Origin of the sequence: Nocardioides soli (genome assembly GCF_014191495.1) — a bacterium.
GTDB lineage: Bacteria > Actinomycetota > Actinomycetes > Propionibacteriales > Nocardioidaceae > Nocardioides > Nocardioides soli.
In genome coordinates this window covers 32,829-57,913 of the sequence record NZ_JACHWR010000005.1, presented here as the reverse complement: position 1 = coordinate 57,913, position 25,085 = coordinate 32,829, and the positions used below count along the sequence as shown (strand labels likewise).

Below are 25,085 nucleotides of genomic sequence, written 5' to 3'. Positions count from 1 at the left end.
TTGGGTCTGGCTCGCTGCCGGCCCGGTCCGCCGGACCGGCAGCGGTGCGTCAGCCGTTGATCTGCGAGTTCATCTGCTCGTCGGCCTTCTGGGCCAGCTCGGTCACGTCGCCGCCCTGGGCGATCGCGCTGAACAGGTCCTCCAGGACCCGCGAGCCCTCGACGTTCGCCCAGCCGGGGGCGGCCGGGGTCAGCTTGGCGTTGGACGCCGCGGCGATGGTGGCCTGCGCGAACTCGTCGTCACCGAGCAGCGGCGCCAGCGAGGTCTTGGCCGGCGTCAGCCCGGCCTTGGCCATGATCGTCTGGTAGTCGTCGCTGAGCATCAGCGCGACGGCCTTCTGGGCCAGCTCCTGGTTGGCCGACTTGGCCGAGATCGCGATGTCGGACCCGCCGAGCAGCACCGGAGCGGGCTCGCCGTCGCTGCCGGGCATGGCGAAGACGCCGATCTGCTTGCCGAGGGTGTCGGGGCAGCCGGACTTCGGGTCGTTGATCAGGCCGGTCACCCAGCCCGGGGTCGACATCATGCCGACCTCACCGGCGCACCACGGCGTCCACGGGTCGGCCTCGTTGCCGTCCTTGGGGGCGCCGGACGCCTCGGTGAAGAGCTTCTGGGCGGTCTCGAGACCGGCGATCGACTCGGGGGACTCCAGGGAGCCGCTCCACTCGCCGCCGTCGTCGGTGGCCAGGTCACCGCCGGCGTCCCAGATGAACGTCGCGCCGTTGCGCCAGTCCTGGCCGGGGAACCAGAAGCCGGAGAAGTTGGCCGGCTTGGGGTTCGCCTTCTTCAGGGCGATCGCCGCGTCGACGAACTCGTCCATGGTGGTCGGCACGTCGATGCCGGCCTTCTGGAGGAGGTCCTTGCGGTAGAAGATGTACTTCGAGCCGGCGTAGTACGGCACGGCGTACGTCTTGCCGTCGACCGTGGCGCCGTCGACGAAGCCCTGGAGCAGGTCGTCGCCGCCGAGGTCGTCGAGCTGGTCGGTGAGGTCGGAGAACGCACCGGCGGAGGTGAACGTCGGGGCCTGGGTGTTGCCGATCTCGACGACGTCCGGGGTCTCCGAGGCGCTGGAGAGCGAGGTCGTGAGCTTCTCGACGAGGCCGTCCCACTCCTGCTGCTCGATGGTCAGCGTGGAGCCGGGGTTCTGGTTCTCGAAGGTCTTCTTCAGCCAGTCGCGCGCGTCCTGCGGCGTGTCGGTGCCGTTGAGCCAGACGCGGATGTCCGCCGTCGTGGGCCCACCGTCGCTGGACGAGCCGCCGTCCGAGTCGTCGCTGCCACAGGCAGCCAGGGTCGCCGTGGCCAGCGTGGCCATCGCTGCGACCGCGAGGGTCTTCTTGATCCGCACCGCAGTGTTCCTCTCTTGCGTTACCCGAAGTGATGAATCAGTGGTGATCCAGTGGTGGGTGATCCAGTGGTGGTGGTCCAGGGACGGCGCCGAGCCGGGTCCTGGGGTGCCGGTCCGCCGGGATGACGGCCGTGTCTGTGGGGGCGCTCATGAGACGCCCAGCTGTCCGGCGAGCACGAGGACGGCGGCGCCCACGAGCACCACGTCCTCGCCCAGCTCGGAGGTGCGCACGACGAGGCCCGCGGAGCTGACCGGCATGGTCCGCTCGCGGATGCTGCGGTCGGCGGCCTCGCGCAGCGGCCCGTCGAGGAGCTCCTGCGGGCCGCTCAGCACGAGCTCGTGGAGGTTGAGGGTGCCGACCACCGGCGCGAGGGCCGCGCCGAGCTGCTCGCCCACCCGGGTCAGCACCTCGACGGGGTCGTGACCGGCGAGGCGCCTGCGCAGGTGGGGCACGGCGAGGATGGTCTCCAGGCAGCCGCTGCGGCCGCAGGCGCAGCGATCGCCGGAGGGGTCGACGACGACGTGCCCGATCTCGCCCGCGGCGCCGAGGTGGCCGTGGAGCAGGGAGCCCTCGAGGATCAGCCCGGCACCCACACCGGTGCCGACCCGGAGCACCATCAGCCCGCCGTCGCCCGAGGCGCCGAAGGTGTGCTCGCCGAGCACGGCGGTGTTGGCGTCGTTCGCGACGAAGACCGGCAGGCCGAGGGCATCGGCGAGGCTGGCCGCGAGCGGGGTGTCGGTCCAGGCCAGGTTGGGCGCGTCGATCACGGTGCCGGCGGCGTCGACGACGCCGGGGCTGCCGACGCCGACGCCGAGCACAGGCCGGTCGGTCATCGCGATCAGCTCGGTGGCGAGGCGGTGCACCAGCGCCACGGCGGCAGCGCCCACGGCGCCGTCGAGCGGAAGCTCGTGGCGGGCCCGGACCGTGCCCGCGAGGTTGACGACCGCGCCCGTCATCCGGTCGGTGGCCGAGAGGTCGATGCCGACGACGTGGGTGGAGTCGGCGTTCAGCCCGACCAGCGTCGGCGGCTTGCCGACCCGGCTCTGGGCCGGCGCCCCGAGCTCCTCGACCAGCCCGCCGGAGACCAGCTCGCCGACCAGGTCGGAGACCGTGACCCGGGTCAGCCCGGTGGTCCGGGCCAGGTCGGCGCGGCTCGCCGGCCCCTCGCGGAACAGCTGCTGGAGCAGCAGCGAGCGGTGGTGCCGGCGAGTGTCCTCCTGGAGGAGCTTGCCGCGGGGCCGGAGGGGTCGGCCGACCGGTGAGGTCTGGGTCACGTTTGTTAGTTCAGCGCACTTACATATTCGTCGTCAAGGGTTTGCCCCGAATTTCGTCGGCGGCCTTGGTGCAGGGATACCCGGTCCACCGGGTATCCCTGCACTTCTGGGGCGTTGCAGCGGCCGAGACCCGCAGGGATGCCCCGAACCGTCAGGCCGAGGCCCGGACGGCGGCCCGGGCTCCGGCCAGGGCGGCGACCACCGCGAGCCCCAGGCAGGTGGCGACGATCGCGACGAGGGGCAGCCACGGCACGGTCATCGGCACGTCCGGTACGTCGCGGGTCGTCGCGTAGCGGATCAGCCAGGCCACGAAGCCGGTCACCAATGCCCCGAGCAGCAGGGCGGCCGCGCCGACGAGCCCGGCCTCCCAGATCACCATCCGGCGCAGCTGGTCGCCGGTCGCGCCGAGCAGGCCGACCGTGCGCAGCTGGCGGCGGCGCTGGGAGACGCCCACCAGCACGGCGTTGACGATCGCGATGGCGGCGTAGAGGCCGGCCGGCCCGAGCAGCACCCACAGCCCGACCTGGTTGCCGGCCCGGGTCTGCGCGTCGACCTGGTCGATCCACGCGTCGGCGCCGAGCACGATCGCGCCGGTGCCGGCGAGCACGGCGTCGAGGTCGGCGCTACCGGGGTCGACGAAGACCACGTCGGGCACCACCCGGCCGGCCTTCGCGCCACCGAGCGCGGGCGGCACGAGCACCTCGGCGTACAGGTCCGGGGCGTCCCCGACCACGGCGGCCACCCGCGGCCGGACCGGCTCGCCGTCGACCCGGATCCGGATCGGGTCGCCGATGCCGACGCCGGCGTCCATCGCGTAGGTCTCGGTCACCGCGACCCGGTCGTCGCCGAGGTCGTCGAGGCTGCCGCGGACGGCGGCGAGGCCGCGCGACCTCTCGGCGAGGCGGACGTCGATCACCTCGTGCTCGCCCACCACGATCCGCGGGTCGGCCAGCACCACGTCGGGATCGGCCACCAGCCGACTCACGACCGCGCGGTCGCCGCCGGTCTCGACCACGACCGGCACGTGCAGCTGGACACGGTCCAGCGCGGTGGTCCAGTCGGCGGTGAAGCTCAGCGTCACGATCATCGAGCCCGCGATCGCCGAGATCGCCAGGATCGGCGCGGCCAGCGCCGCCGGCGTCCGGGCACCGGTGCGGACGTGGTCGCCCGCCAGCCGCGCGGCGATGTCGCGGCGTGCGAACGGCCGGGCCAGCAGCCCGGACAGCCAGGGGAACAGCAGCCGGCCGAAGCAGACCAGGCCGATCACCACCACCTCGGGCAGCAGGATCCCGGTGACCAGGGCGAAGAGCGGGCTGATCTCGTCGGCCACGAAGAAGACCGCGACCGGTCCGACCAGGCAGACCGTGCCGACGACGATCTGCACCACGCTGGGCCGACGACGCTCGAGCCCCGCCTCGCGGAACGCCGCCACGGGCGCGACCCGCGCGGCCCGCTTCGAGGCCCGCCACGAGCCGAGCAGCGCGACGCCCGCACCGCAGCCGGCCGCCACCGACCAGGCGATCCACGGCGCCGGCATGGTCAGGTCGACCGCGAGCAGCCCCTGCGCCTCGAGCAGGGCGACGAACACCGGCGTCACGACGGTCGCCAGCAGCGACCCGGCGACGGTGGCCAGCACGGCGACCACCGCCGACTCCCCCAGCACCATCGTGCGGACCTGGCGCGGCGTCGCGCCGACCAGCCGGAGCAGGCCGAGCTCGCGCTGGCGCGCGGCGACCACGAACCCGAAGGTGCTCGCGACGACGAACATCGCCATGAAGAGCGCGACCCCCGACATCACCCCGATCATCGACGCGAGGTCGTCGAGCTGGGCGCGCTCCGCCGCGGTCACGCCGGGCCGGCGCGAGCTGACGTCGACGGCGCCGGCGAGGCTCACGGCCATCGCGATCAGCACGACACCGCAGGTCAGGGCGACGAACGCGCCGACGTACGGCGGCCACGACTGCCGGACCGTCTGCCGGCTCAGCCCGAGCATCACGGGCCGGGCGGTCATCGCTCGAGCTCGCTCATCGCGGCGGCGATCTGGTTGGCGTCGGCCCGGTCCAGGCGGCCGACGACCTGCCCGTCGGCGAGGAACAGCGTGCCGTGCGCGTACGACGCGGCCAGCGGGTCGTGGGTCACCATCACCACGGTCTGGCCCTGCTCGTCGGAGAGCGAGCGCAGCAGCTGGAGCACCTGGCGGCCGGAGGCGCGGTCCAGCGCACCGGTCGGCTCGTCGGCGAAGAGCACCTCGGGCTGCAGGTGCAGCGCCCGCGCGATCGCGACGCGCTGCTGCTGTCCCCCGGACAGCTCCGCGGGCCGCCGGCGCGCCTGCTCGGCGAGCCCGACCTGGCCGAGCGCGTGGCGCACCGCGTCGCGGTCGACCCGGCGCCCGGCGAGCCGGGCGGGGAGGGCGACGTTGTCGGCGGCGCTGAGCGCGTCGAGCAGGTTGTAGGACTGGAAGACGAACGCCATCGACGTACGTCGCATCCGGGTCAGCGCGGTCTGGCTCATCGGGCCGAGCGGCTTGCCGCCGATGCGGACGTCGCCGCGGGTGGGCCGGTCCAGCCCGGCCGCCACCTGCAGCAGCGTCGACTTGCCGGAGCCCGACGGCCCCATCACCGCGGTGAACGTGCCGCGCTCGAAGGCGTGGGTGACCCCACGGAGCGCGTGCACCTCCCCCGCTCGCGATCGGTAGGTGCGGGTGACGCCGTCGAGCAGGACGGCCGGGAACGTGGTCATGGCCCCATCCCAGCCGCGTTCGCCGTCCGGATCCCTGGCCTGCGCGCGACACCCGGGGTAGCGCGTGCGCTACCCCCACGCGAGGCGTCGAGCCCTAGGGTCGGGGCATGACCCGGACGCCGGACGCGTGGACCGCCCTGCGCGCGGATCCGTGGCGCTACCTGGGATCACGCTGGCCGTGGGGTGCGCTGGCGTACGTCGTCAGCACGATCCCGATCGGCATCGCGGTGCTCGTCGTCCTGGCGACCACCCTGGTCGTCGGTGCGGTCACGGCCGTCCTGGTCGTCGGACTGGTCGTGCTGGCCGGAATCCCCGTGCTGGCGGGGCTCCTGGGCGTCGTCGAGCGTGCCCGGCTGCGGCTCGTGCAGGCCGCGCCGCCGTCCGGCATGTCGTGGAGCGAGCGGCTCCGGGCCGGTCGCGGGCTCGCGGTGTCGTGGCCCGAGGTGGGCTACGCGTTCCTGGTCTCGGTCGTGCTCTGGCCGATCGACTTCGTGGTGGCGCTGGTCGCGATCACGGTCCCGGTCGTGCTGCTGCTGGCGCCGTGGCTCTCGCGCGTCGACCGGATGGAGGTGCTCGGCTGGTCGGTCGACAGCACCGCCGAGTCGTGGCTCGCGGTCGCCGTCGGGCTCGTGGCGCTCGCGGTCTCGGCGTACGTCGTGGGCCTGCTCGCGGTCGCCCAGGCCGCCCTGGCCCGGCTGCTGCTCGAGCCGCGGGACGCCGAGCTGGTCCGCGCGGTGGCCGAGCTGCGCCGGTCGCGGGTCGACCTGGTCGACGCGTTCGAGACCGAGCGGCGGCGCATCGAGCGCGACCTGCACGACGGCGTGCAGCAGCGGCTCGTGGCGCTGACGATGACGCTGGGCAGCGCTGAGCTCGACGTGCCCGACGGTCCCGGACTCACGCTGGTCCGGCAGGCGCACCGGCAGGCCGAGGAGGCGCTCGAGGAGCTGCGGGCGACGGTGCGCGGCATCCACCCGCGGGTGCTCGCCGACCACGGGCTCGCCGCCGCCGTGCACGAGATCGCCGACCGATCGCCGGTGCCGGTGTCGGTCGAGATCCGGCTCGACGAGCGACTGCCCGAGCCGGTCGAGACCGCGGCGTACTTCGTCGTCAGCGAGGCCCTCACCAACGTGGTCCGCCACTCCGGCGCGCGGCGCGCGCAGGTGCACGGCTGGCGCCAGGCCGAGACGTTCGTGCTGACGGTGGTCGACGACGGACGCGGTGGCGCGGTCCTCGACCGCGGCACCGGGAGCGGGCTGGCCGGGCTCGCCGTGCGCCTCGACGCGCTCGGCGGCGAGCTGCGCGTGACCAGCCCGGCCGGTGGCCCGACCGAGGTGCGGATGGCGGCACCGTGCGCCGCCTGAGGATCGTGCTCGCCGAGGACTCGGCGCTGCTGCGCGAGGGCCTGGTCGGGATCCTCGAGCGCGCCGGGCACGAGGTGGTCGCGGCGGTGGCGGACGCCGACGCCCTGCTGGTGTACGTCGCGCGGGAGCTGCCCGACGTCGTCGTCACCGACATCCGGATGCCGCCCACCCACACCGACGAGGGCCTGCGCGCGGCCGCGCGGATCCGTGCGGAGCACCCCGAGATCGCGGTCATGGTGCTCTCGGCGTACGTCGCGGAGGCCTACGTGCCCGAGCTCCTCGAGGCCGCGCCCGACACGGCCACCAGCGGTGTCGGCTACCTGCTCAAGGACCGGGTCGGCCACGTCCGGGAGTTCCTGGACAGCCTCGACCGGGTCGCCGGCGGCGAGACCGTCGTCGACCCGCAGGTGGTGCGCCAGCTGCTCGGCCGGCGCCGCGACGACGGGCCGCTGGCCACCCTGACGGCGCGCGAGCGCGAGGTGCTGGCGCTGATGGCCGAGGGCCGCACCAACGGCTCGATCGCCGAGGAGCTGGTTGTCAGCGAGGCCGCGGTGCGCAAGCACGTGGGCGGCATCTTCGCCAAACTGCGCCTCGACCCGGCCTCCGACCGCCGGGTCTCGGCGGTGCTGGCCTACCTGCGCGGCGCCTGAAGGCGCCTGACGGCGCTCAGGGTGCCAGCGACGCCTCGTCGGGCGGGGCGACCGTGAGCACCGCGTCCTCGATGAGCGGGTTGCGCTCGATGTCGGCCTCCACCGCGCGCAGCCGGATCGCGAGGTGGTCCTCGGTGTCGTCGCCGACCAGGTCGACCGCGGCGACCACGAAGAGCCGCTGCGGTCCGACGTACTCCAGGTGCAGGTAGGTGAGGCGTTCGATCTGGGGATGCTCCAGCAGCCGGGCGATCACGCGCGACCGGGTGTCAGCGGTCGGAGCCTCGCCGAGCAGGTAGTCCATGTTGCGCCGGATCAGGAAGACCGCGACGAAGCCGAGCAGCACGCCGATCGCGATCGACCCGAGCGCGTCGTACGCCGGGTTGCCGGTCACCTGGTGCAGGCCGATGCCGACCGCGGCCACGAGGATGCCGATCAGCGCGGAGAAGTCCTCGAAGAAGACCGCGCGCAGCGTCGGGTTCGACGTGCGCGCGACGTACCGGAGCGGGTGGGTGCCGAAGCGCCGGGACGCCCCGTGCACCTGGCGGCTGGCCTGGACGAACGACGTGCCCTCGAGCAGGAACGCAATGCCGATCACCACGTAGTTGACCGTGAAGCTCGCCTCGCCGTCGGACCCGGACCGCAGGGCGGTGAGGCCGTGCCAGACCGACACCACCGCCCCGGCGGTGAAGAGACCGAAGGCCGCGATCATCGACCAGGCGTACGTCGCGCGGCCGTACCCGCGCGGATGCTCCTCGTCGCGGGGCCGGCTGCCGCTGCGCTCGGCGATCAGCAGGAAGATCTCGTTGCCGGTGTCGGCCCACGAGTGCGCGGCCTCCGCGACCATCGCCGCCGACCCCGTGAGCGCGGCCGCGGCCGACTTGGCCACCGCGAGCAGCCCGTTGGCGGCCAGCGCCACCAGCACGGTGAGGAGGGACTCGCTGCCGGTCGGCTCCTCGGGTACGTCGGTGGCCGCCATGCTCCCTTCGTACCCGACCTCGTGCCCGTCGACCAGTGGCTCGCACCCGCCCGGCTACGGTCGAAGCCATGCGTTCCCCCGCCGCCGCGCTGCTGCTCGCGCTGGCGGTGCTCGCGGGCTGCAGCAACGCCGGGGACGGCCCGGCGCCGCTCCCGGCCCGGGCCACCGGCGACCCGACGGCCTCGCCGGCGAGGTACGACCGGTACGTCGCGCTCGGCGACTCCTACACGGCGGCGCCGCTCGTGGCGCCGACCGACACCGGCACGATCTGCCTGCGCTCGGGAGTCAACTACCCGGCGCTGGTCGCCGAGGCGCTGCCGGGCACGGCGCTGACCGATGTCAGCTGCAGCGGCGCGTCGACCGCGAACGTCCGGGCCGCCCAGCGCGGCATGACCGGGTCGGTGCCGCCGCAGCTGGACGCGGTGCGGCCGCGCACGGACCTGGTCACGATCGGCCTCGGCGGCAACGACGGGAGCCTCTTCGCCACCCTGTTGGGCGGCTGCACCCGGCTCGCGGCCGACGACCCGGCCGGCGGACCGTGCGCCGCTCGCTTCGCCGGCGAGCTCGAGCCGACGCTGACCACGATCCGCGACCGCCTGGTCGGGGTCGTCGACGACGTCCGGGAGCGCGCCCCCGAGGCCCGGGTGCTCCTGGTCGGCTACCCGCAGATCGTGCCGGCCTCCGGCACCTGTCCCGACCTGCCGCTGGCCGCGGGCGACTACGCGTTCGCCCGCGACGTCAACCATCGACTGACCGAGGCGGTCCGCGCCGCCGCCGAGACGGCCGACGCGGAGTACGTCGACGTCTGGGCGGCCACCGAGGGCCATGACATCTGCGCCGCCGAACCGTGGATCAACGGGCGGGTCACCTCAGCCGACCGGGCCCTCGCCTACCACCCGCTCGCGGCCGAGCAGCTGGCCGTTGCCGACCTGGTGCTGGAGGCGATCCGCTAGCGGTCGTCGTGGACGACGTGCCCGGCGACGACCGTGGTCGCGACCGGCATCGCCCGCAGCGCCGCCCCGAGCTCGGCGGTGTCGGCGGGGTCGAGGTCGCGCAGGAGGGGGTCGCGGTCGAGCAGCACCAGGTCGCCCCGCGACCCGACGCCGACGGTCGGCCGGCCGTCGACCGACGCGGCGAGCGCCTCGCGCACGGTCAGCGCCTGCTCGCCGTGCCACGGCCCGCGCTCGTCGGCGCTGCGGTGTACCGCGGACGCCATCGCGAGCCACGGATCCAGCGGCGAGACCGGCGCGTCCGAGCCGAGCGCGAGCTCCACGCCGTCGTCGACCATCCACCGGAACGCGAAGCAGCGCTCCGACCGCGCGCCCCAGATCCGGTCGGTCACGTCGCGGTCGTCGAGGAGGTGGGCCGGCTGCACGCTGGCCCGGACGCCGAGCTCGGCCATCCGGCGTACGTCGTCGCGTCGGCACAGCTGCGCGTGCTCGATCGCGCCACGGGCACCGGTCTCGGCGTACGCCGCCAGCGCCTCGCGAACCGCCGCGTCGCCGATCGCGTGGGTGGCGATCTCGAGGCCGCCGGCGTGCGCGCGGGCCAGCTGCTCGCGGAGCTCGGCGCCCGAGAGGTTGGGCTGGCCGGAGGGGTACTCGAGCCGGTGCGCGTCGCCGTACGGCTCGCAGCACCACGCGGTGCGGGTGTTGAGCGAGCCGTCGCTGATGATCTTGAGCGGGCCCATCGTCAGGCGCGGGTCGGCGGAGAGCGGGTCGCCGGTGCGCAGGCCGGCGGCGATCACGTCGTCGAGGGTGTCGGCGTACGTCGCCCAGCGGATCCGCAGCCGGTCGCAGCCCTGTCCCCAGCGCTCGGCCCACTCCTCGCGGCTCGCCCCGAACTCGAAGTCGACCAGGCCCGCGACGCCCCGCGCCGCCGCGGCGTCGAGCGTGCGTCGGTAGGCCTCGGGCGAGGTGCCGTCGCTGCCGACGAGCGTGGCGAGGCGGGGGTAGACCGCGAACCACTCGGTCTCGCGCACCACCGAGTCGCGCACCGGCATCGCGAGGTGCATCAGCGCCGTGGTGTTCAGCCACGCGTGGTGGCCGTCGCCGCTGATCAGCACGACCGGCGTGTCGCCGGACACCGCGTCGAGCTCGGAGACCGTGACCTCACGGTCCCAGCCGGCGGAGCGGTGGCCCCAGCCGACGACGGGCAGGCCGGGGTGCTGGGCGATCCAGTCCGCGACCGCGAGGGTGGCGTCCTCCGGCGAGCGCGCCCCGGCGAGGTCGAGCCGCTGCGACGCGAGCGTCCACTGCGCGAGGTGGGTGTGCTGGTCCCACAGGCCCGGGATGATCCACCGCCCCGCGGCGTCGATCTCGTCGACGTCCCGCGGACGATCCAGGTCCGGGCCGACCCCGGCCACGGTGCCGCGCTCGATCAGGACGTCGACGGGCGCATCGGCGGCGTGCTCCCCGGATCCGATCGGGACCAGGCGGGCGTTGCGGATGAGGATGCTCGACACGGTCCGACGCTAACGGGCCCGGGCCAGTCGCCGACGGGCGAGGTTCTCGTGGGCCATCCGGCGAAGCGAGATGAGGATCGGCTCGTTGACCAGGGTGCCGATCACGGCGTACGTCGTGGCGTCCTCGGCGTCGCGGCGGGGGGTGGTCGCCAGGTCGCGGCGCGCGACGTCGGCGGCCGCCGCGGCGTAGACGTCGAGCGTCTCGTCGGACATCGGCTGACCGGCCGCGGCCGCGGTGTCGAGGGCCGCGGCCAGGGCCGTCGCGTGGCTGGCACCCGGGTCCGTGTGCCAGCGCCGGCGGCGCACGAGCCGGGAGACCCGCTCGCGGGCCGCGTCGCTCGGCTCCGTCGCGGGGGGCGACGAGAGCTCCATGTGGGCGACGCCGATCCGCGCCATCAGGTCGCTCCGGTCGTCGTCCACCGCCCCGAGCACCTCCCGCACCCGGTCGAGCCCCAGCCCCGCGATGTCGATCAAGGCGCGGATCAGCCGCAGCCGTCGCACGTGCGACTCGTCGTACACCGCACGGGTCGCGCCCTGCGCCTCGCCGTGAGGGAGCAGCCCTTCCCGCAGGTAGTACTTGACGGTCGCGACCGGCACACCGCTGCGCTGCGACAGCTCGGAGATCCACACGGGACGATCTTGACATTGGATAGCGTTCTATCCAACACTTTTGGAGAGTTGACTATCTAAGGAGTTCGAGATGATGCTCTCCGACGAGAGCCGGATCCTTGCCGGGATCCTGCTGCTGAGCCTGGTCACCGTCGAGTCCGGCGGGGTCTACCTGCTGCAGATCGTGCGCGGGAAGGCCGGGGTCACGCCGTTCCAGGAGAAGTTCGCCCGCGCCGGCCACGCCCACGCCGGCGTGCTGCTGATCGTGGCGCTGCTGTGCCAGCTGTACGCCGACGCCGCGGACCTCAGCGGCCTCCTCGACTGGCTCGCGCGCACCGGCGCCGCCATCGCCGCCCTGCTGATGCCGGGCGGGTTCTTCCTCTCCTCGATGGGCGCCGGCCGGCACCATCCGAACCGCCTGGTCGTGATGATCCCGGCCGGAGCCGTGGTGCTGGCCGCCGGGCTCGTGAGCCTCGGAGTCGGCCTGCTGGTCGGTTGACCGTCAGGCCGCGTTCAGCTCCTCGGCGACCTCCGCCTCGCCCGGCGCCGCCATCGGCTTCGGCCGCAGGAAGGCACCGCCGACGAACGCGGCCAGCGCGGCAGCCACGGCACCGGCGGCGAACGCGATCTGGAAGCCGCCGTTGAGGGCCTCCAGCGGCGCGGCGCCGCTCGCGGTCAGGGACTCGGTGCGGGCGGTCGACAGGCTGACCAGGACCGCGAGGCCCAGCGCGCCGCCCATCATGAACGACGTGTTCACGACGCCGGAGGCGAGCCCGGACTCGTGCGGCTCGACGTCGCCCATGGCGGCCAGCAGCACCGGATTGAAGGCGATGCCGGCACCGGCGCCCAGCAGCAGCATCGAGGGCAGCACGTCGACCACGAAGCTGCCACCGACGGGGGCCCGGGAGAACAACGCCAGGCTGACCGCGGCCAGGCCGAGGCCGACCACCAGCGGCGGGCGGATGCCGAACCGCATCACGAGCCGGTCGGAGACCCGCAGTGAGCAGAAGGCCATCACCGCACTGGTGGGCAGGAAGGCGAGGCCGACCTCGAGCGCGCCGTACCCCAGCACCTGCTGGAGGTAGAGCGCGGCCAGGAAGAACCAGGCGAACATGGCCGCGGCCCACAGCACGCCCACCACCTGCGAGACGGCCACGTTGCGCAGCCGGAAGAGGCGCAGCGGCACCAGCGGCTCGGCGGTCCGCGACTCCCACGCGACGAACGCGGCGAGCAGCGCGGCGCTCGCGACCAGCAGGCCCCACCGGCTGTCGACGATGGCGTAGACCGACGTCATCAGCGCCCCGGTCACGAGCACGGCACCGAGCAGGTCGATGCGGCCGCGCCGCGCCACGGCCTCGTCGGCCGGCAGCACCCGTCGGGCGGCGACCCAGACGGCGACGCCGATCGGCACGTTCACCAGGAAGATCCAGTGCCACGAGAAGAGCCCGGTGAGCACGCCACCGAGCAGGACGCCGACGGCGCCGCCGCCCGACATCACGAACCCGAAGACGCCCATCGCCCGCGCCCGCTCCGCCGGGTCGGCGAAGAGGCCGACGATCAGCGAGAGCGCGACCGCCGAGACCGCCGCGCCGCCGAGCCCCTGGACCGCCCGGCCGACGACGAGCAGGCCGGCCGACGGGGCGAGCCCGCAGGCGACGGACGCGACCGTGAACGACACGACCCCGCCCAGGAACACCCGCCGGTTGCCGAGCAGGTCGCCGAGGCGACCCGACAGCAGCAGGAAGCCGCCGAAGGTGAGCAGGTAGGCGTTCACCACCCACGCCAGCGCGGACTGCGAGAACCCGAGGTCCTCCTGGATCGAGGGCAGGGCGACGTTCACGATGCTGGAGTCGAGCACGATCATGAGGTCACCGAGGCACAGCACGTACAGCGCCAGCCAGCGGCTCCGGGTGGTCAGGTCGGTCATCGTCGTCTCCTCGGTGGAACGGGCTCTCACCCTCACCACGAACCAGGCATCACGAAATCGACAGACCCCGCGAGATTTCCTTCCTCATCGGTGGTCGAGGCGCGAAGATGCGCCGAATCGGCCACGACGAGGTGGTTTCGAGACGGTTGCTAGCGCAACCTCCTCAACCACCGTGGTCCGGCGCACGGTGGTTGAGGAAGGCGCGCTGGCGCCTGTCTCGAAACCCACCAACGCGGGCGAGCGACTTCGAGACGGCTGCTAGCGCACCCTCCTCAACCACCGAAGCCGGGGGTTGAGGAAGGCGCGCTGGCGCCTGTCTCGAAACCACCGACCGTCGGAACGGCCCGTCGAGTCACACGTGCCGGCGCGACTGCACGACCCGGAACCGGGAGGCGACGTAGGCGCCGTCGGTGTAGCTGGCGTTGGCGGCGGGGTTGGCTCCGGTGCCGTGGAAGTCGGAGAAGGCGGCGGACTGGTTGACGAAGACGCCGCCGGTGAGGTTCTCCGACAGCGCCACGCCGACCTCGAGCGCGGCCTCGCGCATGTCGTCGACGACCTCCTCGGAGGTGGAGTAGACCGAGGCGGTCATCGCGCCGTGCCGGGCGACGGTGTGGTCGAAGAGCGCGAGCGACTCGATGGTGTCCGCGGTCTCGATCAGGTAGGCGACCGGACCGAAGCACTCGCTGGTGTAGGTGTCGGCGTCGTCGGCGGTGAGCCCGACCAGCAAAGGGGTGCGGACCGTCGCGTCTGCGTACGCCGGGTGCCGGACCTCGCGGCTCGGCACCAGCACCCGCCCGCGGCCGGCGGCTCGCTCGACGCGCGCGGGGATGTCCGTGTTGACGATGCCGCCGAGCAGCTCGACCGCGCGGGCGTCGTCGCCGAGCAGCCGGTCGAGCGCGGCGCCGATGCCGGCGGCGATCTCGTCGACGCTCTTGTGGCCGGCGTCGGTCTCGATGCCGCCGGCGGGGACGAAGACGTTCTGCGGGGCCGTGCACATCTGGCCGGAGTAGAGGGAGAAGGAGAACGCGAGGTTCTGGCACATCCCGGCGAAGTCGGAGGTCGAGTCGATGACCACGGTGTTGACGCCGGCCTTCTCGGTGAACACCACCGCCTGGTGCGCCTGGTCCTCGAGCCACTCGCCGAAGGCGTTGCCGCCGGTGTAGTCGATGATCCGGACCTCCGCCCGTCGCGCCAGCGTCGCGGCGAGCTTCTGGCCGCGCTCCTCGGCCGCGAGCACGACGAGGCGCGGGTCGAAGCCGGCCTCGGCCAGCACCTCCTGGCACACCTGCACGGTGATCGCGAGCGGCAGCACCGCCGACGGGTGCGGCTTGACCACGACGGCGTTGCCGGTGACGAGGGAGGCGAACAGACCGGGCCAGGAGTTCCAGGTCGGGAACGTGTTGCACCCGATCACCAGCGCGACACCGCGCGGCACGATCGTGAACGTCTTCTCCATGCGCAGCGGCTCGCCGCGGCCCGGCTTCTCCCACAGCGCGGTGCGCGGCGTGCGGGTCATCTCCACCCAGGCGTAGGCGATCGCCTCGAGCGCCCGGTCGAGCGCGTGCGCGCCGCCGGCCTGGAAGGCCATCACGAACGCCTGCCCGCTCGTGTGCTGCACCGCGTTGGCGAGCTCGAAGATCCGCGCGTGCAGCCGGTCCAGGATCTCCAGGCAGACGGCGGTGCGACCGTCGGGGCCGGCATCGCGCCACGGCCGCATCCCGGCGGCCGCGGCCGCGAGCAGCGCGTCGGGGTCCGTCACGTGGGGGTACCGGACCCCCAGCTCGAAGCCGTACGGCGAGCGCTCGGTCGCGACCGTGCCCTCCGCACCCGCCGCCGTCAGCGGGAAGTCGCCGTCCAGCCAGGCGTCGAACGCCGCGCGCCCCGCCGGCGCCGCCTCCTCGCCGTAGACCCGCGGCGAGGGCGACTCGTCGAAGGCCGAGTAGAACTCGCGGCTCGCGATCGCCGCGACGGCAGAGTCGAGTCGCTCCCGATGACGGTCGAACCAGCTGTCGCTCACGGTGCCCTCCGGTTGCCTGGACCCAGTCACACTCTGGCATATCGAGGCGTCCGGCGGGACCCGTTGACGCGCCGATACGGTGGCCCGCATGAGGGTGCGCTGGATCGGGCTGGCGCTCGTGCTCGTGCTCGTCGGCGGGGCCACCGGGTACGCCGTGGGTCGTGCCCTGCTCGACGAGCCCGCCACGTCGTCCGGCGCGCGGCCGCTGCCGGCGGTCTCGCCGTCGTACCCCGTCAACGAGTACCACCTCGTGCCCGACCCGGGCGTCGCGCCGCTGCCGACCGACCTGCCGCTGCGGCCCCGACGGTTCGCCGCCGCCGGGGAGCGGATGACCGCCGACGTGCCGCGCGGCTGGCTGCGGGTGGCGCTCCAGGGACCGGACTGGAACTTCACCAAGCGCGGCAACCCCGGCTTCACCTACAAGCTGCGGATCGGCATCGACGCCGGCGACCGGGTCTCGGTCGCGGTGGCCCGCGAGAGCCGGATCAGCGCGCTCGAGGACGCGGAGGCCAACGGCAACATCGAGCACGTCGTGATCGAGCAGCGCACCGACGACGGCTTCACCGCGACCTACATCGAGGACGGCCACCTGCGGGTGGCGATCGAGCGCTGGCTGCCCCAACGCGGCTCGACCGAGGCGTTCGCGACGGTCGCGGTCACCGGGCGCGAGGTCGACCGCCCGGGACTCGCCGACCTGGTCGAGCGGGTCGCGGCGTCGGCCCGCTACTGACGCCGGGCCATCGAGGCGGAGCGGGACTCACATGCCGTGCGCGTCGACGTCGTCGAGCACCCGGTTGACGGCGCCGCGATCGGCGCTGCGCACCTGCACCCAGAGCAGCTGGTCGTCGGTGACCTGCACCACCCGCTCGACGACGTACCCGCCCGGGCAGTCGCGGTGGACGACGGTCGCCGAGGGGCCCAGCCCGCCCGAGTCGGTGACCCGCTCCCCGGCCTCCGCGCACTCGGGGTGCTGGGGCAGCTGCACGGGCAGCTCGTCACCGGGCAGCACGCCGAGGAACACGCCCTCGACGCTCGATCCGGGATCGGCCCAGTCCGGGCCGGTGGCGACCGACAGCGCCGGGAAGCGGGCGTCCACGCCCGGCGGCCGCCAGCCGTCGGTGGCGACCGTGCGCTCCCACGCGGCCGGCACCGTCACGCTGAGCGCCGCCTCGTCGTCGGTCACCGTGACCTCGGGGTCGGCGCGCTGGGCGACCAGGTAGCCCGCGGCGCCCGACCCGGCCAGCACCGCCGCCGCGGCCACCCCGCCGAGCAGCCACCGGCGCAGCCGATGGGAGGGCGCGGGCGGCCCGAGAAGCGGCTCGGGGCCTGCGAGCAGCGACGGGGCTCCGGCGGCCTGGGTCAGCTGGGGGTCGAGCGGCAGCCACGCGGCCGCGTCCGCACCCTCGACGTCCGGACCCAGCGCGTCCGCGAGCGCCCCGACGTACGACGCGACGTCGGGCCACCGCGCCTCCCGGTCGACCGCGAGCGCCCGGGCGACGACGGCGGACACCGCCTCGGAGACCGGGCGCTCCGACGTCGAGAGCGGCGGCGGCGGACCCGGCGCCGCGGCGGCCGCGAGCGACGCGTGGGAGAACGCCGCGCGCCCGCTCAGCAGCAGGTAGCTGAGCGCCCCGAGCGAGTAGAGGTCCGAGCGCGGGTCGAGCGGCTCGCCCTGGGCCTGCTCCGGCGACACGAAGGACGGCGTCCCGGCGATCACCGTCAGCCGCGACGAGACCTCCATCGACTTGCCCAGTCCGAGGTCGGCGACCATCGCGTGCAGCCGCCCGTCGACGGCGCGGAAGAGCACGTTCGCCGGCTTCAGGTCGCGGTGCAGCACGCCCCGCTCGTGCAGCGTCTGCAGGCCGGCGCCGACCTGGCGGACGACGTCCAGCGCCTGCGCGGGTGCGAGCCCGTCGATCCCGAGCCGGTCGGCGAGCGTGCCCTGGTCGGCGTACGACATCACGAGGTAGGGCCGCCCGTCGTCGAGCTCGCCCGCGTCGTAGACGGCGACGACGTACGGCGACTCCACCTTCCGCAGGAAGCGCCCCTCCTCGAGGAAGCGCTGGCGCACGGCCTGGTCCTCGGTCCAGTTGTCCGCGAGCACCTTGACCGCCACCGGCGAGTCGAGCTGCTCGTCGTAGGCGAGCCAGACGGTCGCGAAGGCCCCGGCGCCGATGCGGCGGCGCACGGCGTAGCGACCGAGTCGGGCGGGCATGGGCACGGCCGCATCATCCCAAACGCCATCCCGAACGCCGGCTCCTGCCTTCGGGGGTCGCCCCTGAGACGACTCGGGGTCGCCTCAGGGGTCGGTGCCGCGATCTCCCCGATGCGGCGCACCCGCCGCAGCCGCGAGGCTCGAGCCCATGATCACGGTCGACTCCCTCACCAAGCGCTACGGCGGCTTCACCGCCGTCGACGACGTCTCCTTCACCGCGCGGCCCGGCCGCGTCACCGGCTTCCTCGGCCCGAACGGCGCGGGGAAGTCCACCACGATGCGGATCATGGTCGGCCTGACGCCGGCCACGTCCGGCACCGCCGAGGTCAGCGGGCGCCGGTTCGCCGACCTCCCGAACCCCGGCCTCGAGGTCGGCGTCCTGCTGGACGCGTCCGCCCAGCACGCCGGCCGCACCGGCCGGGAGATCCTCACCATCGCCCAGCGCACCATGGGCCTGCCCCGCCACCGGGTCGACGAGATGCTCGATCGGGTCAGCCTCACCCCCACCGAGGCCGGCCGCCGGGTCCGCAACTACTCGCTGGGCATGCGGCAGCGGCTCGGCATCGCGACCGCGCTGCTCGGCGAGCCCGAGGTGCTGATCCTCGACGAGCCGGCCAACGGGCTGGACCCCGCCGGCATCCGCTGGATGCGCGACCTGCTGCGCGGGTACGCCGACCAGGGTGGCACCGTGCTGCTCTCGTCACACCTGCTGCACGAGATCGAGGTGATCGCCGACGACCTCGTGGTGATCGGCCAGGGCCGGATCGTCGCGCAGGGCACGAAGGCCGAGCTGCTCGCGTCCGCAGGCACGCTGGTCCGCACCCGCGACGTACCGGCCCTCGCCGACGCCCTCGCCGCGGCCGGCCTGACGTTCTCCCATCTGACCGACGCGCTCCGCGTCGAGGCCGACCCCGACGTGGTCGGCCAGGTCGCCCTGGGGGCGGGCGTCGCCCTCACCGAGCTCCGCGCCGCCGACGGCGCCGGACTGGAGGAGATGTTCCTCGAGCTCACCGCAGAGACCCAGCGAGAAGGAGTTGCAGCATGACCGCGAGCACTGTCGAGGAAGCCGTCGAGACGACGGTCGCCACCAGGGCGCGGCCCGCTCCCGCCCGCATCCCCATGTCCCGGATCGTCGCCGTCGAGCTGCGCAAGTCGTTCGACACCCGCTCCGGCTTCTGGCTGATGGCCGGGATCGCGATCCTCGCGGTGGTCGCCACCACCGCCACGATCCTGTTCGCACCCGACGACCAGCTCGACTACGAGGCGTTCGCGACCGCGGTCGGCTTCCCGATGGCCGTGATCCTCCCGATGGTGGCGATCCTCTCGGTGACCAGCGAGTGGAGCCAGCGCACCGGGCTCACGTCGTTCACGCTCGTGCCGCACCGCGGCCGGGTGATCCGGGCGAAGGCGCTCGTCGCGCTCGTCGTCGGTGTCACCTCGATGCTGCTCGCCGCCGCGATCGGCGCCCTCGGCAACGTGGTCGGCAGCGCGATCGCCGGCGTCGACACGGTGTGGAACGTCTCCGCGCAGGAGCTCGGCTACATCATCCTGGCCAACATCCTCGGCATGGCGGTCGGCTTCATGCTCGGCGTGCTGATCCGGAACTCGCCCGGCGCGATCGTCGGCTACTTCGTCTACAGCCTGGTGCTGCCGACCGTGACCACCGTGCTGGCCGAGACCCAGGAGTGGTTCGCCGACAAGCAGCCGTGGCTCGACTTCAACTACGCCCAGGGCTCGCTCTTCGAGGGCAGCGTGAGCGGCGAGCAGTGGGCCCAGCTCGGCGTGACCGGCCTCGTCTGGCTGGTCATCCCGCTGACCGTCGGCGTCTGGATGGTGCTGCGCTCCGAGGTGAAGTAACGAGTCGGTCACCCTTCCCCGTCGTCCAGCACAATGGTGCGGACGACGGGGAAGGGTTTGCCGCATGACCGACCAGGGACTGGGTCCCGACCAGATCGACGAGCTCGCGCGCCGCGCCCAGGCGGGCGACCGCGACGCGCTGGAGACCCTGCTCGCCGCGGTCCGGCCGCGCGCGCTCAACGTCTGCCGCGGGGTGCTGCCCCACCTGCCGGACGCCGAGGACGCCTGCCAGGACGCGCTGATCAACGTGGCCGCCAAGATCGGGTCGTGGAACGGGCGGGGCCGGTTCACGACCTGGCTGCACGTCGTCGCCATGAACAGCGCCCGCTCGACGTACCGCCGGATGAAGAGGCAGGCCACGCCCCACGACCCGACGGAGCACGCCGCGATCGAGCGCCCGGACCCGCGCACCACCAGCGTCATCGCCGGCACCCGCCTCGACCTGCTCGAGGCGATGGAGACCATCGAGCGGGACCACCCGCAGTTCGTCGAGCCGCTGCTGCTGCGGGACGTCTACGGCCTCTCCTACGAGGAGATCGCCCGCCAGGTCGGCGCGCCGCTCGGCACCGTGAAGGCCCAGATCCACCACGGCCGCAAGCTCGCCCGGCCGCTGCTGCGGGGCGGCGAGTGAGGCCTCGGTCCGCGCTCGCGGCCGCCCTCGCCGCGGCCCTGCTCCTCGGCGCCTGCACGTCCGACCAGGACCGGCCCGGGGCCGGCGTGTCGGCGGCACCCTCGCCGGAGCCCTCCGCCCCGTCGTCCCCGACGGCCAGCCCGCTCGGGTCGAGCGACCCCGTGGAGGACCGGGTCTACCCGGAGGTCGGCGACCCCGGCGTCGACGCGCTCCACTACCGGCTCGACCTCACCTGGGACCCCGACACCAGCACCCTGCAGGGCCGCGAACGGCTGCGGCTGCGCTCGACCGAGGACGCCGACCGGCTCCAGCTGGACCTCTCCGGCGACCTCACCGTGGCTCGCGTGACCGTCGACGGCGAGGCGGCCGAGTTCGCCCACACCGGCAAGGACCTCGTGGTCTCCCACCCCGTGCGCGAGGATCGTCGCTACACGCTGGTCGTCGACTACTCCGGCGTCCCGCGCCCGGTGCCGGCACCGACCAAGCGCAGCGACTTCGACACCGTCGGCTGGACCACGACCGCCGACGGCGAGGTCTGGACGATGCAGGAGCCGTACGGCGCCTACTCGTGGTACCCCGTCAACGACCAGCCCTCCGACAAGGCGCTCTACGACTTCCGGATCACCGTGCCGACTCCGTGGGTCGGCGTCGCCAACGGCCGGCTCCGCTCGCGGGCGGAGCGGGACGGGCGGACGGTGACCCGCTGGACGCTGGACGAGCCGGCCGCGTCGTACCTCGTCACCATCGCGATCGGCGATCTGGTGGAGACCAAGGACCGCTCGGCGTCGGGCGTGCCGATGACGTACTGGACCCCGCCCGGCCGCGACGACCTCCTCGACCGGCTGCGCCTCGCCCCGTCGGCCCTCGCCTGGCTGGAGGCGCGGCTCGGGGAGTTCCCCTTCGACTCGCTCGGGTTCGTGGTCGTCGACTCCCGGAGCGGGATGGAGACGCAGACGATGATCACCCTCGGCGACACGGCGTACGCCACCTCGCCGGAGGTGCTCGTGCACGAGATCGCCCATCACTGGTACGGCGACCAGGTCACCCCGGTCGACTGGCGCGACGTGTGGATGAGCGAGGGCATGGCGATGTTCCTCCAGGCCACCTGGCAGGACCAGGCGCAGGACCAGCCGCTCGAGCAGACCATGGACTACTGGGCGGAGCAGGACGGCGAGCTGCGCCGGAGCTTCGGGCCGCCGGCCGACTACGACCCCGCCGCCTTCGGGGCGTCCAACATCTACACGACCCCGGGCCTGATGTGGGACGAGCTGCGCAAGCGGATCGGCGACGACCTCTTCTGGCGGCTGGTCCGGGAGTGGCCGGCCACCCACGACAACGGCAACGCCGACTACGACGACATCACGACGTGGTGGTCGGAGCGGTCGGGCGAGGACCTGTCGGGCTTCTTCGACGACTGGCTGCTCGGGTCGACCACGCCGGAGCGCGTCTCCTGACGGTCCGCGACCCGTCTGCCCTGGGCGGAATCGCTTGCCCCGCGAGCGGATCCTCGACAGCGTGGCGGCCGTGAAGATCCTGGTGCTCGGCGGTTCGGTGTTCCTGTCCAAGGCGGTCGCGGCGGAGGCGGTGGCCCGCGGCCACGACGTCACGTGCGCCAACCGCGGGTCGTCGGGACCGGTTCCCGACGGCGCGGCGTTCGTCCGCTGGGACCGCGGCGAGGCCGTGCCCGCCGAGCTCGCGGACACGGCGTACGACGCGGTCGTCGACGTCGGCCGGATGCCGTCGTGGGTGCGCAGCGCCGTCGCGGCCTGGCCGGCCGCGCACTGGGTCTTCGTCTCGACCGTCAACGTGTACGCCGACGACTCGACGCCCGGCGGTCGACCGGGCTCGCTGCCGCTGCGCGACCCGCAGCCGGACGACGTCGACCTGGCGCAGGACCCGGACGCCTACGGGCCGATGAAGGTCGCGTGCGAGGAGATCGTCCGCGACGGCGCCGCGTCGTGGACCGTGATCCGGCCCGGGCTGATCGTCGGCCCGGGCGACCCCACCGGCCGGTTCAGCTACTGGCCGGCACGGCTCGCCGACGGCGGGGAGGCGCTCGCCGGCGGCCGGCCGGAGGACCGGATGCAGGTGATCGACGCGCGCGACCTGGCGGCGTGGATCGTCACCTGCGCCGAGCAGCGCACCGCTGGCGACTACGACGGCGTCGGCGAGGTGCTGCCGCTCGGGACGCTCCTCGCCCGCGTCGCCGACGGCGTCGATGGCGACGCCGACCTGACCTGGGTGCCCCAGGAGTTCCTCGCCGACCAGGGCGTGCAGCCGTGGATGGGTCCCGAGGCGCTGCCGCTGTGGCTCCCCCGGCCCGAGTACGACGGCCTGGGCAGCCACGACCCGGCGCCGTCGTACGCCGCCGGCCTGGTGCTGCGCCCGGTCGCGGACACCGCCCGCGACACCCTTGCGTGGCAGCGGGCCACGCCGGACGCGGCCGTCACGGGGCTGACGCGCGAGCGGGAGGCCGCGGTCCTCGATGCCTGGCGGGCGCGGGACTGACCCCGGGCAGGCACATCTCCTGCCAATCCCGGGCGCCAGGAACGGCAAGAGATGACGTCAGCACGCACGCGATCGAGCACTAGCCTCGGGGAATGACGACCGCGCCGCGCCCCGCTCGCCTCTCCGCCAACGAGCTGATCGACCTGGTCCTCGACGAGGGCTCCTGGACCTCGTGGGACACCGCGCCGACGTACGGCGACATCTCCGACGAGTACGCCGCGGAGCTCGCGGCCGCTCGGGAGAAGAGCGGCGTCGACGAGTCGGTGCTCTCCGGCGAGGGCCTGATGCACGGTCGGCGGGTGGCGGTCGTGATGGGCGAGTTCCGCTTCCTCGCCGGGTCGATCGGTCGCGCCGCCGCGGACCGACTGGTCACCGCGATCGAGCGGGCCACCCGTGAGGGACTCCCGCTGCTCGCGGGCCCGGTCAGCGGCGGCACGCGGATGCAGGAGGGCACGCCGGCGTTCGTGCAGATGGTGCGCATCACCGAGGCGGTCGCGGCGCACAAGGCGGCCGGGCTGCCCTACCTCGTCTACCTGCGCCACCCCACGACCGGCGGGGTGATGGCGTCGTGGGGCTCGCTGGGTCACGTGACGGTGGCCGAGCCGGGCGCGCTGATCGGCTTCCTGGGGCCCCGGGTCTACGAGGCGCTCTACGACAAGCCGTTCCCCGAGGGCGTGCAGACGTCGGAGAACCTCTACGCGCGCGGCATCATCGACGCCGTCCTGCCCCCCGAGGAGATCGCCGGCATCCTCGACCGCGCGCTCGCGATCCTGCTGGCGCCCCGGCACGGCATCAAGCCGGTGCCGGCGCCGGTGCCGCTCACGCCGCTGCCCGAGGTGGAGACCTGGGACGCCGTGGTGCGCTCGCGGCGGCCCGACCGGCCCGGCGTACGACGGCTGCTGCGGTACGCCGCCAGCGACGTGATCCCCCTCAACGGCACCGGTCAGGGCGAGCGCGACCCCGGCCTGCTGATCGCGCTGGCGAGGTTCGGCCAGGCGCCGTGCGTCTTCCTCGGCCAGGACCGGCGCGGCCAGACCGAGGAGCACCCGATGGGCCCGGAGGCGCTGCGCGAGGCCCAGCGCGGCATGCGCCTGGCCGCCGACCTCGGCCTGCCGCTCGTGACCGTGATCGACACCCGCGGCGCGGCGCTGTCGGCCGAGGCCGAGAACGGCGGCATGGCCGGTGAGATCGCCCGCTGCCTCAACGAGCTGGTCACCGTGCAGGCCCCCACGCTCTGCCTGATGCTCGGCGAGGGCAACGGCGGCGGCGCGCTGGCGTTCCTGCCCGCCGACCGGGTGATCGCCGCCCAGCACGCGTGGCTCTCCCCGCTCCCGCCCGAGGGCGCCAGCGCGATCGTGCACCGCGATCTCGACCACGCTCCCGAGATGGCGCGGGCCCAGAAGGTGCGCGCCCTCGACCTGCGCGACCGCGGCATCGTCGACCGGATCGTCGCCGAGCTTCCCGACGCGGCCGACGAGCCCGAGGCGTTCTGCCAGCGGGTCGGCGCCGTGCTCGAGCACGAGCTGGCCGCGCTGCTCGACGCGGGGCCGGGGTCGCCGGCGGACCGGGCGCGGCGTTACCTGTAACGCCGGGTTACCGACTGTTCCCACGGTGCTGCAACCTGGTGGAGACAGCTGCTAACCCGGCGTTACAGCCGCCACCGCCTACCTAGAACGCGTTACAGTCACCGCTCATGAGGACGTACGCCGTGAGCGGGGCGGCGTCGGGCATCGGGGCGGCGACCGCCCGGCAGCTGCGCGACCAGGGGCACCGGGTGATCGGCATCGACCGTACGGCGACCGACGGGGTCGACGTGGTGGCCGACCTGTCGACGCCCGACGGCCGTGTGCGGGCGGTCGACGGCGTACGCGCGCTCACCGACACGCTCCACGGGCTGGTGCCGGCGGCCGGCATCGCCGGGCGCACCGGCGTCGACTCCGCGCTGCTGGTGTCGATCAACTTCTTCGGGGCGATCGCGCTGGTCACCGGCCTGCACGAGGAGCTGACCCGCGGCGCGGCGGACGGCGGCGCGGGCGTCGTGCTGCTGGCGTCGAACTCCATCACCGGCATGCCCGGCTGGAACGCCCCGGTCGCCCAGGCCTGCCTGCGCGGCGACGAGCCGACGGCCCGCGCGGAGGCAGCGCGGGTCGACTCGGTGATGGTCTACCCCTCCAGCAAGGCGGCCCTGGCGTGGTGGGCGCGCCGCGAGGGCGTGAAGCCGGAGTGGGCGGGCGCGGGGATCCGGCTCAACTCGGTGGCGCCCGGCGCGACCGAGACGCCGATGGTCGAGCAGATGCGCGCCGACCCGCTCCTCGGCCCGGCGATCGACGCGTACCCGAACGCCATCGGCCGCACCGGGCGGCCGGAGGAGGTGGCCGCCACGATCTGCTTCCTGCTCTCCGACGCCGCGGCGGCGATCGTCGGAGCGGTGCTCTTCGTCGACGGCGGCACCGACGCGATGCTGCACCCGATCGCCCCGCCGGGCTGGGAGGTCACGGGCATCGAGCCGTAGCC

General features: G+C 74.0%; 22 protein-coding genes. 12 read left to right on the top strand and 10 right to left on the bottom strand.

The annotated features are described in order from the left end of the window. Nucleotides 1–49 precede the first annotated feature (49 nt). The 4 genes from FHU40_RS24505 to FHU40_RS24490 all read right to left on the bottom strand — a co-directional run bounded on the left by FHU40_RS24505 (nt 50) and on the right by FHU40_RS24490 (nt 5,356). On the bottom strand, nt 50–1,342 hold the full coding sequence (locus FHU40_RS24505; protein WP_221200270.1) for an extracellular solute-binding protein: 1,293 nt from the start codon (nt 1,340–1,342) through the stop codon (nt 50–52). A 147-nt stretch (nt 1,343–1,489) separates the two neighbouring features. Beyond that, the gene (locus FHU40_RS24500) at nt 1,490–2,617 is read right to left on the bottom strand and encodes an ROK family protein (RefSeq protein ID WP_183595139.1); all 1,128 of its coding nucleotides are present in this window, start codon (nt 2,615–2,617) and stop codon (nt 1,490–1,492) included. A gap of 151 nt (nt 2,618–2,768) precedes the next feature. Then, nucleotides 2,769–4,628, bottom strand: coding sequence for an FtsX-like permease family protein (locus FHU40_RS24495; protein WP_183595138.1), 1,860 nt, complete (start codon nt 4,626–4,628; stop codon nt 2,769–2,771). Then, complete coding sequence (locus FHU40_RS24490; RefSeq protein WP_183595137.1) at nt 4,625–5,356, bottom strand: ABC transporter ATP-binding protein; 732 nt, start codon at nt 5,354–5,356, stop codon at nt 4,625–4,627. Before FHU40_RS24490 ends, FHU40_RS24495 begins: the two co-directional genes overlap by 4 nt. Nucleotides 5,357–5,463: 107 nt before the next feature. Here FHU40_RS24490 and FHU40_RS24485 point away from each other — a divergent pair, with 107 nt between their 5' ends. Continuing rightward, a complete protein-coding gene (locus FHU40_RS24485; RefSeq protein ID WP_183595136.1) occupies nt 5,464–6,717 on the top strand; it encodes a sensor histidine kinase in 1,254 nt (417 codons plus the stop codon). Further along, nucleotides 6,714–7,367, top strand: a complete 654-nt coding sequence (locus FHU40_RS24480; RefSeq protein ID WP_183595299.1) for a response regulator transcription factor — start codon at nt 6,714–6,716, stop codon at nt 7,365–7,367. The genes FHU40_RS24485 and FHU40_RS24480 overlap by 4 nt, the downstream gene beginning before the upstream one ends. Before the next feature lie 16 nt (nt 7,368–7,383). Here FHU40_RS24480 and FHU40_RS24475 read toward each other — a convergent pair whose 3' ends face one another. Beyond that, the gene (locus tag FHU40_RS24475; protein WP_183595135.1) at nt 7,384–8,343 is read right to left on the bottom strand and encodes a cation diffusion facilitator family transporter; all 960 of its coding nucleotides are present in this window, start codon (nt 8,341–8,343) and stop codon (nt 7,384–7,386) included. Between the two features lie 68 nt (nt 8,344–8,411). On the opposite strand from FHU40_RS24475, the gene FHU40_RS24470 reads away from it, so the two are divergent. Beyond that, complete coding sequence (locus FHU40_RS24470) at nt 8,412–9,296, top strand: SGNH/GDSL hydrolase family protein (RefSeq protein ID WP_183595134.1); 885 nt, start codon at nt 8,412–8,414, stop codon at nt 9,294–9,296. On the opposite strand, the gene FHU40_RS24465 is transcribed toward FHU40_RS24470, so the two are convergent. Continuing rightward, nucleotides 9,293–10,807, bottom strand: coding sequence for an amidohydrolase family protein (locus FHU40_RS24465; RefSeq protein WP_183595133.1), 1,515 nt, complete (start codon nt 10,805–10,807; stop codon nt 9,293–9,295). The genes FHU40_RS24470 and FHU40_RS24465 overlap by 4 nt on opposite strands. Nucleotides 10,808–10,816: 9 nt before the next feature. Next, complete coding sequence (locus tag FHU40_RS24460) at nt 10,817–11,437, bottom strand: MerR family transcriptional regulator (RefSeq protein ID WP_183595132.1); 621 nt, start codon at nt 11,435–11,437, stop codon at nt 10,817–10,819. A 70-nt stretch (nt 11,438–11,507) separates the two neighbouring features. On the opposite strand from FHU40_RS24460, the gene FHU40_RS24455 reads away from it, so the two are divergent. Next, nucleotides 11,508–11,915, top strand: coding sequence for a hypothetical protein (locus tag FHU40_RS24455; protein WP_183595131.1), 408 nt, complete (start codon nt 11,508–11,510; stop codon nt 11,913–11,915). A 3-nt stretch (nt 11,916–11,918) separates the two neighbouring features. Here the strand turns inward: FHU40_RS24455 and FHU40_RS24450 are convergent, their stop codons facing one another. Together FHU40_RS24450 and paaN are read right to left on the bottom strand one after the other, a co-directional pair. Then, nucleotides 11,919–13,343 (bottom strand): DHA2 family efflux MFS transporter permease subunit, encoded by a 1,425-nt coding sequence (locus FHU40_RS24450; protein WP_183595130.1) that lies wholly within the window; start codon nt 13,341–13,343, stop codon nt 11,919–11,921. A 352-nt stretch (nt 13,344–13,695) separates the two neighbouring features. Beyond that, complete coding sequence (paaN, locus tag FHU40_RS24445; protein ID WP_343058036.1) at nt 13,696–15,360, bottom strand: phenylacetic acid degradation protein PaaN; 1,665 nt, start codon at nt 15,358–15,360, stop codon at nt 13,696–13,698. Between the two features lie 88 nt (nt 15,361–15,448). Between paaN and FHU40_RS24440 the strand changes: the two genes are divergently transcribed. Next, complete coding sequence (locus FHU40_RS24440) at nt 15,449–16,090, top strand: hypothetical protein (RefSeq protein WP_183595128.1); 642 nt, start codon at nt 15,449–15,451, stop codon at nt 16,088–16,090. Between the two features lie 27 nt (nt 16,091–16,117). Here FHU40_RS24440 and FHU40_RS24435 read toward each other — a convergent pair whose 3' ends face one another. Then, nucleotides 16,118–17,575: a serine/threonine-protein kinase gene (locus FHU40_RS24435; protein ID WP_246391538.1), complete on the bottom strand. Its 1,458-nt coding sequence runs from the start codon at nt 17,573–17,575 to the stop codon at nt 16,118–16,120. Nucleotides 17,576–17,723: 148 nt separating this feature from the next. On the opposite strand from FHU40_RS24435, the gene FHU40_RS24430 reads away from it, so the two are divergent. The 7 genes from FHU40_RS24430 to FHU40_RS24400 all read left to right on the top strand — a co-directional run bounded on the left by FHU40_RS24430 (nt 17,724) and on the right by FHU40_RS24400 (nt 25,083). Then, on the top strand, nt 17,724–18,620 hold the full coding sequence (locus FHU40_RS24430) for an ABC transporter ATP-binding protein (RefSeq protein ID WP_183595126.1): 897 nt from the start codon (nt 17,724–17,726) through the stop codon (nt 18,618–18,620). Beyond that, nucleotides 18,617–19,432 (top strand): ABC transporter permease, encoded by an 816-nt coding sequence (locus FHU40_RS24425; protein ID WP_183595125.1) that lies wholly within the window; start codon nt 18,617–18,619, stop codon nt 19,430–19,432. Before FHU40_RS24430 ends, FHU40_RS24425 begins: the two co-directional genes overlap by 4 nt. 64 nt (nt 19,433–19,496) lie before the next feature. Further along, nucleotides 19,497–20,063 carry an RNA polymerase sigma factor gene (locus tag FHU40_RS24420; protein ID WP_183595124.1) on the top strand — a complete coding sequence of 189 codons (567 nt, stop codon included), beginning with the start codon at nt 19,497–19,499 and terminating at the stop codon, nt 20,061–20,063. Further along, nucleotides 20,060–21,517, top strand: a complete 1,458-nt coding sequence (locus FHU40_RS24415; RefSeq protein WP_183595123.1) for a M1 family aminopeptidase — start codon at nt 20,060–20,062, stop codon at nt 21,515–21,517. Before FHU40_RS24420 ends, FHU40_RS24415 begins: the two co-directional genes overlap by 4 nt. Nucleotides 21,518–21,551: 34 nt before the next feature. Next, nucleotides 21,552–22,571, top strand: coding sequence for an NAD-dependent epimerase/dehydratase family protein (locus tag FHU40_RS24410; protein WP_221200269.1), 1,020 nt, complete (start codon nt 21,552–21,554; stop codon nt 22,569–22,571). A 92-nt stretch (nt 22,572–22,663) separates the two neighbouring features. Beyond that, complete coding sequence (locus tag FHU40_RS24405) at nt 22,664–24,157, top strand: carboxyl transferase domain-containing protein (RefSeq protein WP_183595122.1); 1,494 nt, start codon at nt 22,664–22,666, stop codon at nt 24,155–24,157. A gap of 107 nt (nt 24,158–24,264) precedes the next feature. Further along, nucleotides 24,265–25,083, top strand: coding sequence for an SDR family oxidoreductase (locus FHU40_RS24400; RefSeq protein WP_183595121.1), 819 nt, complete (start codon nt 24,265–24,267; stop codon nt 25,081–25,083). Nucleotides 25,084–25,085: the final 2 nt, after the last annotated feature.